Origin of the sequence: Bradyrhizobium sp. 45 (assembly GCF_023073155.1) — a bacterium.
Lineage (GTDB): Bacteria > Pseudomonadota > Alphaproteobacteria > Rhizobiales > Xanthobacteraceae > Bradyrhizobium > Bradyrhizobium canariense_D.
The window spans coordinates 390,152-406,021 of record NZ_JADPIX010000143.1; the positions used below are offsets into that span (position 1 = coordinate 390,152).

Below are 15,870 nucleotides of genomic sequence, written 5' to 3' on the forward strand. Positions count from 1 at the left end.
ATTCAGGCCGCGGCCGATATTCCGGACGCCGACTTGATCGCGTTGCGGGGCAGGGTGACGCGCACGACGGTGCCGACCTCGAGTTTGGAGCGCAGCCGCATCGAGCCGCCATGAAGCTGCGCCAGCGAGCGGGCGATCGCCAACCCCAGTCCCGAGCCGTGATAGGTCTTGGTGAGCTGGCTCTCGACTTGCTCGAAGGGGCGGCCGAGCCGCGCCAGCGAATGCGGCGCGATGCCGATGCCGGTGTCGGCGATCATCAGCACGATCCTGTCGTCGAGCTGCCGGCTGCGCACCACGATGCGTCCGCCGTCGGGCGTGAACTTCACGGCGTTGGAGAGCAAATTGACGATGATCTGCTTGGTGGCGCGACGGTCGGCGACGACGGAGATGGACTTTGCGATGTCGGCGTCGAGCGTCAGGTGCTTGTCCTGCGCGCGGCCGGTGACGACCCGCAGGGATTCCGCCAGCGTCTGCGCCAGGTCGAGCTCTTCCATGTCGAGCTTCATGCGGCCGGCCTCGATCTTGGACATGTCGAGGATGTCGTTGATGACTTCGAGCAGGTAATGCCCGCTGGTCAGGATGTCGTGGCAGTATTCCTGGTACTTCTCCGAGCCGAGCTCGCCGAACATGCCCGAGCCCATGATTTCGGAAAAGCCGATGATCGCGTTCAGCGGCGTGCGCAGCTCGTGGCTCATATTGGCGAGGAATTTCGACTTGGTCTGGTTGGCTTCCTCGGCGCGGGTCTTCTCGCGCTGGTATTTCTCGGCGAGATCGGCGAGTTCGCCCGCCTGGCGCTCCAGGGCTGCCTGCGAGCGCTTAAGGTCGATGACGGTGGCGCGCAGGCGTAGATCGTTGTCGACCAGCTTCTGCTCGTGCTCCTTGATGCGGGTGATGTCGGTGCCGACCGAGACGTAGCCGCCGTCCTTGGTGCGGCGCTCGCTGATGTGCAGCCAGCTGCCGTCGTCGAGCTGCGCCTCGAAGGTCCGCGCACCGGGGCCCTGGCTCGCAGTCTCGTTGTGCCGGGTGCGAACCTCCGGCATGCGGCCGACCTCCAGCACGGTCTCGTAGGAGGTGCCGGGGATGACGGCGCTGTCGGGCAGCTTGTGCAGGCGCTGGAAGTGCGAATTGCAGAGCACCAAGCGGTCGCTGGCGTCCCACAGGACGAAGGCTTCGGGAATGGTCTCGATCGCGTCGCGCAGGCGCAAATCGGCTTCCACGGTCCGCTCGGCGAGGCTCTTCTGCTCGGTGATGTCGACCGCGATCCCGATCAGGTGAACGCTGGAATCGGTCGCGCCGCTGGTCTTCTCGCAGCGGACGCGGAGCCAGATCCAGTGGCCGTCGACATGCTGCATGCGGAAGGTCTGGTCGATGTGGTCGATCTTCTCGGAGATGAGCTGGTCGGCGATCTCGAACAGGTCGATGTCGTCGGACTTCACCAGCGCGTTGACCTCGCCGAAGGTGAGGAGCTCGTTGCGGCCGTCGAGGCCGAGCATTGAAAACATTGACTGCGACCAGAAGATGCGGCCGCGCGACAGGTCCCAGTCCCACAGCCCGCAGCGGCCGCGGTTGAGCGCGGTGTCGATCCGGCCGCGCACGGCGTCGTTGATCAGGTCGCCCTCGCGGGCACGGGTGGACTGCCAGTGGAAGGCGAAGCCGAGGATCAGGACCACGAAGCCGGTGGTGGCCGACAGCGTCACCGATAGCGCGGCGTCCGAGCCCCAGATCGGCTCGTTGCGCTCCTGGATCACGGTCACGAAGCCGGGCAACGATTTGATCTGCCGCGCGGTCGCCATTGCGGCGTTGCCGTTCGGCAGCGTCATATCGGAGATGTTGTCGTCGCGCGGCGGTGCCGCCAGCAGTTGCGCCGTCGTGATTGCGTCGAGCAGGCGGTCGTTGCCCGAGGGATCGCTGTCGATCGGGATGCGAGCGAGGATGCGGCGGTCGATTCCAGCCGAGGTGACGATGACGTGGCGGCCCGAGGCGGTGCCCCAGGTTGGAATGAGGTCGGGCAGCAACGCCGGGAGGCTCTCGATGTTCTTCAGCCGCTCCTGTCGCCCGGAGGTGAGGCGGTCGATACGCTCGGCGAGCAGGTCGGCGAGCGCCGAGATGTCGTGGCGGATCACCAGCCGCTTCTGGCGCGTCTGGTCGACGACCTGCACGAACGCGCCGAGGCAGATCGTGATCAGGAATGCGATGATGAGCGTCGGCACGGCGCGGCGCAGCGCAGGCTCCGCTATCAGGAGCCGATGATAGGCAGGTTTCGCGATCGATTGCGCCAATCCTTTGATCGAATCGGATTGGACGCACGCGTTCGCGGCGTCTGCACGCGACATGCCTAAAGCCCCCTGGAAACCTGCTTGCAACTGGACTTCGGAAGCAGCCCCACATCGCTTCCGAATCATGGTCGATTTGAATCCAGATTTCGCGGGCTGTCGAGAGTCAACGAATCGTTAACGCGAATTTATTCTTATCCAACGCGCAGTTTGTGCGTCGTGCGTCCGCAAACTTACGTGCGCGGCGAGTCCGAAACGAGAACGTGTGACTCCTCGCACATTCTCTGTCACGCGCGCGGCGGTTCGGCGTGACTGATGACGCGCTTCACGCTCGGGAACGCGCGCCGCAACGCGCGCTCGATCGCATCGACATGCTCGTGCACCTTGATCACGCTCATCGACGGCTCGGCGCGGCAGTGGAAATTCACGATCTCGCCGGCGTCGGTGTTGCGGACGCGAACATTATGGATGTCGTGGATCTCGCCGCTGGCGGCATATTCCGTCAAGGCTGCGGCGATGGCCCGCACCCGTTCCGGTTCGGCATCGACCCCGAACGGCAGTTCCGGTTCCAGCGGCTCGATGTGGACGTCGACCTCGACATCTGCGCCGAACTCTTCCTGGATGTTGCGTTCCAGCGTGTTGGCGACGTCATGGGCGGCGTAGAGCTGCATCCCCCCGTCGACCTCGAGGTCGATGCTGACGATCAGCTTGGCGCCGAGATCGTGCACGGTGACGTGGTGGATGGCGAGGCCCGAATTGTGGGCGATGACCATGATGCGGTCGCGCACGGTCTCGTTGTCGCGCGCCACGGGGACTGCGGTGAAGGTGAGGTCGGTATCGCCGAAGGCCGTCTCGACGGCTGCTTGCGCGTTGCGCTTGATGTCCTCGACCCGGTCGATGGGGTAGGTCCGCGGCACCTTTGCGATCGTGTCGATAAACGTGGTGGCACCGACCATGCGCACGCGGAGCCGCTCGATGTCGATCACGCCCGGCACGCTGCGGATCGCGGCCGTGGCCGTCTCATGCGCGCCTTCCGGAGCGCGGTCCACCAGCGTCTGCACGGTCGAGCCGGCCATGCGCAGGCCGAGCAGGGCGATCATCACGGCCACTGCGGCGGCGGCAGCCGCGTCGCCCCACCAGAAGCCGAGGCCGGCGAGGATCAGGCCCACGATCACGGCGAACGAGCCCATCACGTCGGAGGCGAAATGCAGCGCATCGGCGGCGAGCGCCTGGCTCCTGGTCTCCCGTGCGGCACGGTGCAGGGCACGGGCGCGCCAGAAATTGACGGCGATGTCGATCACCAGCACGACGAAAGGGACGGCGGAGATCGTCGGCGGCGCAACTCCCTCTCGGAGATGGCTGTAGGACTGGACCAGGATTCCACCGGCGAGCACGTAGAGCAGGGCGGTGACGCCCAGTGCCGAGACACTTTCGAGCTTGCCGTGGCCGTAATGATGCTCTTCGTCCGCCGGCTTGTCGGACACCCGCACCACCGCCCAGGTGATGATGGTGGCGACCAGGTCGATCGACGAATGCAGCGCCTCGGAGATTAGCGCCAGCGAGCCGATCGCGATCCCGACCGCGAACTTGGCCGCCGCCATGCCGCCGCTGGCGAATATCGAGATCGCTGCGACTGAGGTCTTGTTGTGTTGGGAGCTCATGGCGGGGATTTAGCAGGCCGCGGGTGAACATCAAGCGACGATCCACAGGCGTAGACGCTAGTGAGTTGCAGGAGCGGGTGAACTCCGTCGTGCCCGGACTTGTCCCGGGCATCCACGTTCTTCGGAGCGACAAAGACGTGGACGGCCGGGACAAGCCCGGCCATGACGAGTGGAGAGACTGGTGCGCTGCCGCTCTCTCTGGTCGTCGCGGCCACTACACCGTCACGACGATCTTCCCCAGGTGCTTGTTGGCCTCCATGTGCTCGAAGGCCTTGTCGATGTCGTCGAAGGCAAACACCTTGTCGATCGGCAGCTGCAGCTTTCGCGACTCGACGGCGCCCCAGATGTCCTTGCGGACCTCCTCAAAAATCTCACGGACCTCCGCGACGGTGCGGGTGCGGAAGGTGACGCCGACATAATCGATGCGGCGGGCCGCGTGCAGGTCGAAGTTGAAATCGGCATGGGTGCCGCCGAGCCGGCCGACATTGACGATGCAACCCTTGACCTTGGTCGCCGCGAGGTTCTGGTTCGCGACCTTGCCCGAGACCTGGTCGACGATGAGGTCGACACCTTCGCCGTTCGTCGCCTTCAGCACCTCGTCGACCCATGAGGGGTCAGAGGAGTCGACCGCAAGATCGGCGCCATACTCCTTCAGCCGGCTGCGGCGATAAGCATCGGTCGAGGAGCCGATCACGAGCCTGGCGCCCTTGAGCTTCGCAATCTGCATCGCCATCAGGCCGACGCCGGAGCTTGCGCCCTGGATCAGCACGGCTTGCCCGGGCTGCACGCCGCCGATGGTGACGACGGCGTTGTGCATGGTCGCGAGTGCGACGGGCAGGGTGGCGGCTTCCTCGAAGTTCATGTTCGAGGGCGCGTGGAAAAGCCGGCCGTGATCGGCCAGCGTGTATTCGGCAAACGCCGCGCCGCCCGAGCCCATGATGCGGTCGCCGACCTTGAGGCCCTTGGCATCCGGTCCGAGCGCGGCGACCTCGCCGGCCCATTCCATGCCGAGCACGGTGCCGGCGCCGCCGGCCGCGCCATGGGCGTGGCCCTTGCGCATGCCGGTGTCGGCGCGATTGAGGCCACAGGCGCGGACCCGGACCAGCACCTGCGTGCCTTCAGGCTTTGGTTGAGCGACGTCGGAAATCGTAGCGCCACCAGGGCCGTAGACATAAGCCTTCATGAATTGCTCTCGCTTCTTGCAGTGATTATTCAGCAGCCTGCGCTGTCGGATGAACGATCATGCCTTCGAGCCGGCTGCGGATGATGGCCTCCGCTTCGCGCACGATGCGGGAGATCAGTTCCGCGCAGGTCGGGATGTCCTGGATCAGGCCCTGGACCTGGCCCGCCGACCAGATGCCTTCGTCCGAGTTGCCGGTCGCGTAGACCATCTTGCCGCGGGCGCCCGCGACGAGTTCGCGGATGTCCTCGAACTTGGCGCCTTCCTTCTCCATCGCTACGACCTTGGTCGAGATCTCGTTCCTGGCGACGCGGGAGGTGTTGCGCATGGTGCGGAAGATCAGCTCGGTTTCGCGCTCGTCATTGGCCACGATCTTCTCCTTGATGAGCTGATGAATGGGGCTCTCTTTGGTCGCCATGAAGCGGGTGCCCATGTTGATGCCTTCGGCGCCGAGCGCCAGTGCGGCGACGAGGCCGCGGGCGTCGGCAAAGCCGCCGGAGGCGATCATCGGGATCTTGATCTTGTTGGCGGCGGCCGGGATTAGGATCAGGCCGGGGGTGTCGTCCTCGCCGGGATGGCCGGCGCATTCGAACCCGTCGATCGAGATGGCGTCGACGCCCATGCGCTCGGCCGAGAGCCCGTGACGGACGCTAGTGCATTTGTGCACGACCTTGACGCCGTGCTTCTTGAACTCGTCGACATGCTCCTGCGGCTTGTTGCCGGCGGTTTCGACCACCTTGATGCCGCTCTCGATGATGGCGGCGCGATATTCGGCATAAGGCGGCGGCTTGATTGCGGGCAGGATGGTGAGGTTGACGCCAAACGGCTTGTCGGTGAGATCGCGGCAGCGGGCGATCTCCTTCCTGAGGTCCTCCGGTGTCGGCTGGGTCAGCGCCGTGATGAAGCCGAGCGCGCCGGCATTGGCGACGGCGGCGACCAGCTCGGCGCGCCCGACCCACTGCATGCCGCCCTGGACGATCGGGTGCTCGACTCCGACGAGCTTGGTGAACCGTGTCTGCAGCATGATCTGTTTCCCCGCTTGCGTGGCGCTCTTTTATCGGTCGATGCCGGCAGGATGCCGCCCGGGTCGGGAAAAGTCTATTGCGAGGGCGTGCGGTGGAGGCGGGGCGATCATGCGGGGAGTGGGGGGATTCCGTGAGGCGGATAATTGACGCGGGCTCGTGTCCCGGACGCGCTGCAACGCCTCTTCGCGTTGCCGCGCAGAGCCGCGACCCATGCCCAGCGAGCGCTCTGAAAGATGGGCGCCGGCTCTGCAGCGCACCGTCGAACCGGACGATGCTTCGCTCTGCCGGGGGATGCTGCGCTGCGTCCGGGGCACGGACGCACAATCTTCCGATCAATCTCGATCCGACTTGCAAACAGCAGACGCATCTTCGCATCCTCGCGGCGCATTTCGCCCGAGCTTTGCCTGATCGCATCGCCCTCGTCGTGACAAGGGCGCAGGGAAGGCCGGGCGCCGGCTGGCACCCGCAAGTCCGTGCGCCAGAAGAATGCACACGGGGGTGGACCACAGGTCAGCCAATCGCCCGGCCTTCCCTGCGCGGTGGTTTACGGCTTACTTCGTGCTCTCCCCGGGGAGCGATGCACTATTGCCCCCGTCGCCCCGCAGATGGCTGATGCAAGCGCCCGGTCGGGCAGCACGCATCACCACAGGACTTGACGCACAGACCCCGGGCGTCAGGACCACACGACTTCGCCGTCCGCGCACGTCCTCGCTGGGTCTTCGGGAGCTGGCGTGTGCTCGCACCCGAAGCCATGCGAAGACGCTGTCGGCGCCGTGTCGTAGGCGCGAAAGCCTGTGCTCACGGTTTCCCGCCCTGCAAGGCTCGCCGCGCCCGACGCCGTCGCGTCCATCGCTGCCCCACCCGCGGTCCGTGACGATCGCGATCCGCCCCTTGTCCCGGGTCAGGGTGTGTCGTAGGTGCGCCAAATCCGAATTTCGGTAAAGTGGAATATTTTGGCAGACGGGGATTGACAGGCGGCGCGCGAAATTTGTGCGGCTGTTTTGCCCGACGGGCGAACCCTGCCGGGCTATTCCGTCGACAGCCGCACCATCTGGCGGCCGCCGTTCATTTCCTTGAGGCTGTTGACGAAGTTTTCGGGGCGCTGCCAGCGGTAGGGGACCTTCAATCCCATGTACTCGGCGATGTCGCCGATGAAGCCGGTGCAATTGGTGGTCTCGGCGTTCCAGACCGGCGAGCTCGCCTGCAATTTCTTGATATAGGCAAACACGCGCTTGGCGTCGGCTTCGTTCAGATATACGCGGTAGTTCGCGGTCAGATACTCCGGGTCGAGATCGCCGTAGCTCGCGCCGGTCTCCGCCGGCACCCAGGTGAGGTGACCAAGCACATAGGCCCAGGTGTCGCCGGCGGGCGTGAGCCCTGCCACTTCGACGGCGCGCTCGCTGGTCTTGCCGTACCAGACGAAGGCGTGGCCCCAGCTCGCCGCCGTGCGGGCGCGGAAATCGACGTAGTACGGACCTTTTTCCGCGCCCGCGACCGGGCGCCGGGTCGATGGCGCCGGCCGTGATACGGTGTCGGTCGTGGCAAGCGCGTTTGCGTCAGCAACGCGCTTGTTCGCTTCGTGGGCCGAGGCCGAAGGTGTCGTACACGCGAGCATGGCCGCGAGCGCGAATCCCGCAAGGATGCAGGGTCCCGATCGATCAGGTTTGTTCGTCACGCTGTGCCCCTCGACTGTCGGCCACTCACGCAGAGTCTACGCTTGCTTCTGCGGGTATTTCGCTAACGCGTCAGTAGCGCGCTGCGACGGGGCCGGGCGCCTTGCCGATCGGGGCCTTTCCAACCGGGCTCTTGCCAATCGGCATCTTGCCGATCGGCGCCTGCTCCGAATAGACGGGAACGGGCTGCCGGCGCGGCAGATCCGCGGCATTCGCGACCGTTACCAGAGCAAGCGTAGCACCCACGACAAATACAATCTTCTTCACAGTCATACCCCTAGAAGGTTTGGTCCAAACACGGCACCGCCGTGCCCCCAGACACGCCTCACAGAAGGGCGGCCGAATGCGTCCACAGTGCGGCATCGGCGCGACATGTTGGCGGCATCTGCCGGCCGCGCGGAGATGTGATGTGTCTGGATGTTTCGGCGCGCTCTGCCCAGCCTACGCGACTCGGCCTCACCCGATCCGGTTCAGGCTGTTCCTGATCGTCGAGAAGATGCCGCCGATGTCTTTTCGCAAACCGTCGAGCGCGTTGAAACTGTCGAAGATGCGGGCGAGGCGGTCTTCGACCTCGCGTTTGCTCTTGGTCAGCGCGTCGACGCGCGAGGCGAGGGTGACGTCGCCGTTTGCCTCGATCTCGCCGACGGTTTTGGCGAGGAGGTCGTGCGTCGTGCCGACGTCCGCGATCATGGCCTCGATTCCGAACACGGGCGCCTTCAGCGGGACGAGGTCAGCCTGCGACTTCGACAGCTCTGTCTTGAAGGCGTTCAGCGTCGCCAGCGTTTCCTGTAACGCACCGAGGCGCTGGCGCGACTGGAGAACAAAATCGTTCAACGCATTCTGGCGGTCGGCAAGCGTCTTGCCCTCGGCGTCGATCTCGACACGGGCGAGCGAGCGTTCGAGCTGGGCCCGGCGCTCGCCGAGCTCTTCGAAGTCGAGCCCGATGCCTTTCAGGATGTGGAAGCTGTCGTCGATGCGGGCCAGGCGCTGCTCGATCTCGATCTTGTTCTTCGACAGCGTCTCGACGCGGGCGCCGAGCGGTGCTTCGCCGCCGGTTTCGAGCTCGTCGACGCTCTTGGCGAGGCGCTCATGGCTGAGGCTCAGCTCGCCGATCAACGCATTGAGGCCAGCGTCCGACGCGCGCAGCGGCACCAGCTCAGCGTGGGACTTCGCTAGATCGTCCTTGTACTGGTTCAGGGTCGCAAAGGTGTCCTGGACCGCGCCGACCCGGGACAGCAGCGTCGATACGTCGCCCGCGATGTCCTTGAGCCGGTCGGCGAGGTTGTTCTTGCGGTCGTCGGTCTCGAGGTCGTGCAGCGAGCGTTCGAGCTGGTTCTGGCGGTCGCGGATCTCAGTGAAAACCGGCTCGACCGCGCGGCGCTGCTCGGCGATCTTGCCGACCATATCGCGCAATTCCTGCTGGCGGCGGCGGATTTCGGCGAGCTGGTCGTGCATGTCGGTGGATTCGTTGCGGCCCCGCTGCAGCAGGGCGCGCTGCTCGGTCTCGCCCAGCTTGTCGTGCAGGGCGGAAACGGCCTCCCGGGGATCGCTCTCGATCAGGTGCTGGACGGTGGCGTCGAGGTGGTTCTGCAGGGCGTGGGCGACGACCACGTCCTCGCGGGTCTTCTTGAGGCGGTCGCGCAATGTGTCGAGGCGCCGGTCCTGGCGCGAGAGCCGCCAGGCGGAGGCGCCGATCAGTGCCAACGCCAAGGCCAGGATCGCGCCGGTCGCAACACGCTGCGGGACGGGCAGGCCTCCGAACCAGGCAGGCAGGTGGCCGACATCGTAACCGAGCGCCTGCTGGGCGAAGATCGCGATGGCAGTGAGCAGAACAAACCAGGCAACCAGGAAAAACAGCCACATCGTGACTTCCTCACGCCGGCACATTATCGCCATAATTGCTATTGGAGAGCGGAACCGAGATCAAGGGCGGCGGGAGCTTGCTGGATAGGTCCGGCCTCACGATCCACGGCTGAATGCGTCAGCCGATCGGTGGAGGGGGAGAGGCGCGTTTCCCGTGTTGGGGGCAGACGTTCAGGGCGCTGGTCATGCCCGGGCTTGTCCCAGGCATCCACGCGCCTCCGCGCCAACAGAACGTGGATGGCCGGGACAAGCCCGGCCATGACGGAGAGAGAAGCTACAGCCGAAACTCGTTGGTCAGCTCGCCGATGCCGTCGATCGCGACGGTCACAATGTTCACCGGCTCTTTCATCACGCCGACGCCGACCGAGGTGCCGACGGCAATGAGGTCGCCGGGGAGCAGGGTCATGTCGTGGGAGATCCTGCTGACCAGCTCCTGCGCGGTGAAGATCATGTCCGATATCGGATAGTTCTGTCGCTCCGCACCGTTGAGGATGGTGCGGACCACCAGCCTGACCGGATCGAGACCGGTCGCGATGACGGGGCCGAACGGGCCGTAATCGTCGATGCCTTTGGCCCGTGCCCATTGCGGGAAGGTCGGGTCGCTGGTCAGGATGTCGTTGGCGGTGATGTCGTTGACGCAGGTGTAGCCGAAGATGAAGCTGTCCGCTTCCGCCGGCGACACCCGGGCACAGGTCTTGCCGATGACGATGCCGAGCTCGCCTTCATACGTGGTCTTGCCATCGTAATAAGAGGGACGGCGGATCACCGCGCCTGGCGTCGTAATGCTGGTGGTGGCCTTCAGGAGGTAGAGCGGCTCCGGTGGCTCGGGCTGGTTGAGCCTGGCCGCGAGTGCATGAAAATTGTTCCAGAGCGCGACGATCTTGCTGGGCACGCAGGGCGCGAGCAGTTCGACCTCCGACAGCGCCAGCGTCTTGCCGGTGGCTGCATGGCGGCCAAACATCTCGCCCTCATGGACGCTGATACCCGACGACGTTAGCGTGCCGAAGCCGGTCGCACCGCTATTCCGGAAGCGGAGCCATTGTTTGATCTCGCCAGCCATCACGCCACCGCCAGTGCGCGCGGATCCGATGGGGTCGGGATGCCGTCGTAGAGACCGGCAATGCGGGCGCGCTGGGTCACCATCGCCAGCACTGAATCGAGGGCGGGGGTGGCGACGCCGGTGAGGCGGCCCATCTCCTGCACGACGGTGACGAGCGGGTCGATCTCCATCGGGCGGCCGCGCTCGAGATCCTGGAGCATCGAGGTCTTGTGCGCGCCGACCTTGCGCGCACCTTCGATGCGGCGCTCGACGTCGACGCGGAATTTGACGCCGAACGTTTCGGCGATGCCTTGCGTCTCCATCATGATCGCGCGCGACAGCGCGCGAGTGGCCGGATCGGTGCAGATCACGTCGAGCGTTGCATGGGTGAGTGCGCTGATCGGGTTGAAGCAGACATTGCCCCACAGCTTGAGCCAGATCTCGTCGCGGATGCGGTCGAGCACCGGCGCCTTCAGCCCGGCTGCGACGAAGAGATCGGCGAGGCGTTGCACGTCCGGGGTGATCTCGCCGGAGGGCTCGCCGAGCGGAAAGTTGTTGCCGTAGACGTGACGGATCACGCCGGGCGCCTCGATCTCGGTGGCGGGATAGACGATGCAACCGATGGCGCGCTCGGCGCCAATTTCGCGCCACTGCCGTCCGCCGGGGTCGATGCTCTCCAGCGTCGAATTCTCGTATTGGCCGCCGTGCTTGTAGAAGTACCAATAGGGGATGCCGTTGACGGCGGTGACGATGCGGGTGTGGGGTCCGAGCAGCGGCTGCATTGTCTCGATCACGCCGGTGATCGAGTGCGCCTTCAGCGTGATGATGATGTAGTCCTGCACACCGAGCTCGGCGGGATCGTCGGTGCAGCGCGGATGCACGGTGTGCTTCTCCTCGCCCGCGAGCAACGTCAGGCCGCGCTCGCGCATCGCGGCAAGGTGCGCGCCGCGTGCGACGAGGCTGACGTCGGCGCCCGCGCGCGCGAGCTGAACCCCGAGATATCCGCCGATTGCGCCGGCGCCGTAGATGCAGATCTTCATGGAATCCTCGCGAAGCAGCGGAAGCCGGATTTCGGGACGAAAGATCCGGTCCGGCTCGGAAGGTCCGAGCCGGGGACGGTAGTCGCAGGGGAAGTGAGACGCTTTAAGCTGCTTGCGGCGTGCCGTTGATCGCTTCGTCCACGAAGGAGGCGATGTCACGCATGCTGATGACCGAGACGAGGCTGTAATCGTCGATGACAGGCAGGTGCCGGATGTGATTCCGGTTCATCAGATGGCGGACGTGCTCGATCGTGTCGTTTGAGGTGCAGGATACGAGCTGCTGCACCGAGACGAGCTGCGAAACCTTGACGTTGACGGCATTGGCGCCGTGCTCGGCGACGGCGCGCACGACGTCGCGCTCGGTGAACATGCCGACCGCGGTGTTACCCTCGGAGCGGACCACGTCCTTCACCACAAGTGCGCTGATATTGTTGGCGCGCATCAGCTTGGCGGCGATACCCACCGTTTCGTTCATTCGCACCGTGACAACGCGCGGTGTCTTCTTGCGCAGAATGTCTCCGACCAGCATTGCAACCTCCCTGGGTGAATGATGCGGCAAGTGTGGTATACATAATGCCAATCGTCAAGCACTCGATTTGGCTGTTCCGAAAAATCTTGAGGCAACAATGCTGACGTTTGCCGTGAGCCAAAAAGAAAGAGGCGCATCGCTGCGCCCCCTGTCTCACCGTGCAAGGAGTGTTCGTTATGCCGTCTCGGTCTTGGCGTTCCCCGTCGCGGCGTTGGCGCTCTCGGCTTCCTTGCCGAGGATGAAGGAGCGGCGCATCGGCTTGATCACGAACAGCGCCGTCAGGGCCGCCGTCGCGTTCAGCGCGACTGCGACCACGAACACGGCCTTCCAGCCATACGTGGCCGAGATCACGCTGGCGAGCGGAACGAGCAGGGACGCGGTCCCCTTCGCCGTGTAGAGCATGCCGTTGTTGGTGGTTGCGAACTTCGAGCCGAAGGTGTCGCCGCAGGTCGCTGGGAACAGCGAGTAGATCTCGCCGAACACGCCGAAATAGACCGCGGTGGCGAGCACGAAGACGACAGGGACGTGGCCATAGGCCGACAGCGTCAGCAGCATCAGCGCGGCGGTGCCGAAGGCGATGAACATGGTGTGCTCGCGGCCGATCGTGTCGGAGACGAAGCCGAAGAACGGCCGTCCGAAACCGTCGAAGATGCGGTCGAGCGAGATCGCGAACGTCAATGCCGCCATCTGGAATCCGGCGAGCGTGACCGGCGTGTCGGCGATCTTGAAGTCGTGTGCGATCGGGGCGATCTGCGCCGCGGTCATCAGGCCGCCGGAGGCGACCATGACGAACACGAGATACATGACCCAGAAAATAGGGGTGCGCAGCACCTGGGGCGGGGTGAAGTCGATCTTGGTCTGCGGCAGATTGAGCTGCTTCTTCTTCGGCGGGATCGAGATCCGCGGCGGCTGAATGAAGAAGGCGAGCACGAAGACGATCACGCCCTGGCCGATGCCGAAGGTGAGGAACGCGTGCTGATAGCCGCTCGTTGCGATCATGGCTGCGATCGGCACGACGGTGAGTGCAGCGCCTGCGCCGAAGCCGGCGGCAGTCGCACCGGCGGCAAGGCCCCGGCGATCGGGAAACCATTTCAGCGCGTTGCCGACGCAGGTGCCGTACACGGCGCCCGCGCCCATGCCGCCGATGATCGCGGCCGCGTAGAGCAAGGTGAGGCTATCGGCATAGGAGTTGAGAATCCACGACAGCGCGATCATGACGCCGCCGAACATGATGACGATGCGCGGGCCGTATTTGTCGACGAACCAGGCCTCGATCGGCACCAGCCAGGTTTCGGTGACGACGAAGATGGTGAAGGCGAGCTGGATCGCGGCGCGTCCCCAATGGTGCGCGTGATCGATCGGATCGACGAACAGGGTCCAGCCATATTGCAGGTTGGCGATCATCGCCATGCAGACGATGCCCATGACCAGCTGGAGCCAGCGGAAACCTGTGCGGAGAGGCGCGGCCGTGACAGCGCCATCGGTGCTGGAAATCATCAAGAACCTCCCAAGCGCCTGTCTGGTTCGACACCGGTCGCAAGATGACCTGATGTCGCAATATTGTGGCTTATCGTCGCAAGCGCGGTGGCGACCTTGGTATACCATATTCCAGATTGCAAGCCCTATCTTGGCGCGCGCCTGAAAATTTGCGGAGTTCCTTTAGGGACGGCGGGTTCACGAAAACGTCGCGCACAACGAAAACGCCCGGCCGCGAGGCCGGGCGTTTTGCGCGAGAAGCGCTTTTGGAGCGCGTCAGACGGTCGATTGCGCGACCACGACCTTGCGCCAGGGCTTGAGCACCGCGATCGCCAGCGCCGAGGCCAGGATGTTGGCGCCGGCTGCGATGATAAACACGTTGTCCCAACTGCCCGACGACTGCTGCATGTAGTTGCCGATCGGGACCAGCAGCGCGGCCGTACCCTTCGCGGTGTAGAGCAGGCCGGCATTGGTGGTCGCGAACTTGGCGCCGAACGTGTCGGTGCAGGTCGAGGGGAACAGCGAGTAGATCTCACCCCAAGCGAAGAACACGAAGCCCGAGAGCAGCACGAACCAGAGCGGATCGTGGCCCCAGAGGTAGAGCATCCAGATGCCGATACCTTCCATGCCGAAGGCGATGAACATCGTGTTCTCGCGGCCGATCATGTCGGAGATCCAGCCGAAGAACGGACGCGTCAGGCCGTTGAGCACGCGGTCGATCGTGGCCGCGAAGGTCACCGCGGTCATCGTCACCGCCATCAGCGTGACCGGCACGTTGTCGATCTTCCAGTCCGCCGCGATCGGCTTCAGGTTCGCCGTCACCATCAGGCCGCCAGCGCCGACAATCACGAACATGAAGTACATCAGCCAGAAGATCGGCTGACGCAGCACCTCGGTCGGCTGGTAGTTGCGCCGGGTCTGCTGCAGATTGGCGTTCACGACCGCGTTCGGCACCTGACCTGCTTTCGGCGCGAGCAGGAAGAAGGCGAGGATGCAGATGATAATGCCTTGTCCGAGGCCGAAATAAAGGAAGGTGGTCTGGAAACCGCTGTCCTTGATCATGGCCTGGATCGGCGCGACGGTCAGCGCGGAGCCCGCACCGAAACCAGCGGCCGTGATGCCCGCGGCAAGACCGCGCTTGTCCGGAAACCACTTCAGCGCGTTACCGACGCAGGTGCCGTAGACGCCGCCGGCGCCGATGCCTGCGATGATCATGCCGAGATAGTAGCCGTTGAGCGTGGTCGCCTCCGCGTTGATCGCCCAGCCGGCGGCACAGAGCACGCCGCCGACCAGCACCACGATGCGCGGACCGTATTTGTCGACGAACCATCCTTCGATCGGCACGAGCCAGGTCTCGAACAGCACGAACAGCGTAAAGGCCCATTGGATCGACGCACGATCCCAGCCGAACTTCTTCTGGATGTCGGGGACGAAGAACGTCCAGCCGTATTGATAATTGGCGATCATTACCATCGCCGCGACGCCAACTGCCAATTGCGTCCAGCGATACGTGTCGCTAACGCGCGCGGCTGTCGGGGCGGTTGCTTGCACCATGTCCGTCATAAAGCCTCCCGTGGCGCCTCTCATTTTTCTGCGAGCGCTGGAACGGCATTCTTGTATGCATTATGCCAAGCTTCAAGCGCTGGTCCGGTCACCGTGCGCAAATGCCGCAGGACCTTGCCCGGTTGCGGCTGTGACTCAGGACAGCACAAGTAGAAATGGCCCCGTGATCCGGGGCCATTCATCAAAAGTAGTATGCGGACTGATCTAAAACCGTCTCCCGCTGCGCGCGCAGGCGCGGGCGGCTGTCCGGCCTACAGGCCAAAGCGCGGCAGGTCGCCGTTGTGATTCGAGATCTCGGCGCTCGCCATCAGGAGGCGGTCGATCGTTGCCATCAGGCGGGCGAACAGCGTGGAGGAGGGCGCGAGAGCGACGGAAGCGGTCTTGGACATCGGAAATCCCTTTCTCGAGACGGTCAGTAGTGCTGTCTCATTTCGAAAGGGAATTTATGTATACCAGATGCCAATGTCTATGCATGCCATTGCATAGCAGCATTTAGCTTTTCGCATTGCAGCATAATAATCAGTTAAATGGGCCGATTTGAGCGGGAT

The 15,870-nt window shown here is 64.5% G+C and carries 13 protein-coding genes; all 13 read right to left on the reverse strand.

What is annotated here, in order from left to right; genetic code table 11:
* Positions 1 to 2: 2 nt before the first annotated feature.
* The 13 genes from IVB42_RS34330 to IVB42_RS34390 all read right to left on the reverse strand — a co-directional run bounded on the left by IVB42_RS34330 (position 3) and on the right by IVB42_RS34390 (position 15,711).
* The gene (locus tag IVB42_RS34330; protein ID WP_018458565.1) at positions 3 to 2,333 is read right to left on the reverse strand and encodes a PAS domain-containing sensor histidine kinase; all 2,331 of its coding nucleotides are present in this window, start codon (positions 2,331 to 2,333) and stop codon (positions 3 to 5) included.
* Between the two features lie 227 nt (positions 2,334 to 2,560).
* Positions 2,561 to 3,934 (reverse strand): cation-efflux pump, encoded by a 1,374-nt coding sequence (locus tag IVB42_RS34335; RefSeq protein WP_085362399.1) that lies wholly within the window; start codon positions 3,932 to 3,934, stop codon positions 2,561 to 2,563.
* 214 nt (positions 3,935 to 4,148) lie between these two features.
* A complete protein-coding gene (locus IVB42_RS34340) occupies positions 4,149 to 5,117 on the reverse strand; it encodes a zinc-binding dehydrogenase (protein WP_018458567.1) in 969 nt (322 codons plus the stop codon).
* 25 nt (positions 5,118 to 5,142) lie between these two features.
* On the reverse strand, positions 5,143 to 6,138 hold the full coding sequence (locus tag IVB42_RS34345) for a nitronate monooxygenase family protein (protein ID WP_018458568.1): 996 nt from the start codon (positions 6,136 to 6,138) through the stop codon (positions 5,143 to 5,145).
* Between the two features lie 1,028 nt (positions 6,139 to 7,166).
* Positions 7,167 to 7,814: a hypothetical protein gene (locus IVB42_RS34350; RefSeq protein WP_247471903.1), complete on the reverse strand. Its 648-nt coding sequence runs from the start codon at positions 7,812 to 7,814 to the stop codon at positions 7,167 to 7,169.
* A 70-nt stretch (positions 7,815 to 7,884) separates the two neighbouring features.
* Positions 7,885 to 8,085, reverse strand: coding sequence for a hypothetical protein (locus IVB42_RS34355; RefSeq protein WP_007608336.1), 201 nt, complete (start codon positions 8,083 to 8,085; stop codon positions 7,885 to 7,887).
* A 183-nt stretch (positions 8,086 to 8,268) separates the two neighbouring features.
* Positions 8,269 to 9,675 (reverse strand): hypothetical protein, encoded by a 1,407-nt coding sequence (locus IVB42_RS34360; RefSeq protein WP_085385855.1) that lies wholly within the window; start codon positions 9,673 to 9,675, stop codon positions 8,269 to 8,271.
* Positions 9,676 to 9,949: 274 nt separating this feature from the next.
* Positions 9,950 to 10,735 carry a fumarylacetoacetate hydrolase family protein gene (locus IVB42_RS34365; protein WP_204510720.1) on the reverse strand — a complete coding sequence of 262 codons (786 nt, stop codon included), beginning with the start codon at positions 10,733 to 10,735 and terminating at the stop codon, positions 9,950 to 9,952.
* Positions 10,735 to 11,754, reverse strand: a complete 1,020-nt coding sequence (locus IVB42_RS34370; RefSeq protein ID WP_018458572.1) for a 2-dehydropantoate 2-reductase — start codon at positions 11,752 to 11,754, stop codon at positions 10,735 to 10,737. Before IVB42_RS34370 ends, IVB42_RS34365 begins: the two co-directional genes overlap by 1 nt.
* 103 nt (positions 11,755 to 11,857) lie before the next feature.
* A complete protein-coding gene (locus IVB42_RS34375; protein ID WP_018458573.1) occupies positions 11,858 to 12,283 on the reverse strand; it encodes a CBS domain-containing protein in 426 nt (141 codons plus the stop codon).
* Positions 12,284 to 12,457: 174 nt separating this feature from the next.
* The gene (oxlT, locus tag IVB42_RS34380) at positions 12,458 to 13,780 is read right to left on the reverse strand and encodes an oxalate/formate MFS antiporter (protein WP_018458574.1); all 1,323 of its coding nucleotides are present in this window, start codon (positions 13,778 to 13,780) and stop codon (positions 12,458 to 12,460) included.
* A 255-nt stretch (positions 13,781 to 14,035) separates the two neighbouring features.
* The gene (oxlT, locus tag IVB42_RS34385) at positions 14,036 to 15,322 is read right to left on the reverse strand and encodes an oxalate/formate MFS antiporter (RefSeq protein WP_026233613.1); all 1,287 of its coding nucleotides are present in this window, start codon (positions 15,320 to 15,322) and stop codon (positions 14,036 to 14,038) included.
* A gap of 251 nt (positions 15,323 to 15,573) precedes the next feature.
* Entirely contained in the window at positions 15,574 to 15,711 is a 138-nt protein-coding gene (locus IVB42_RS34390; RefSeq protein WP_018458576.1) for a hypothetical protein, read from the reverse strand.
* Positions 15,712 to 15,870 lie beyond the last annotated feature (159 nt).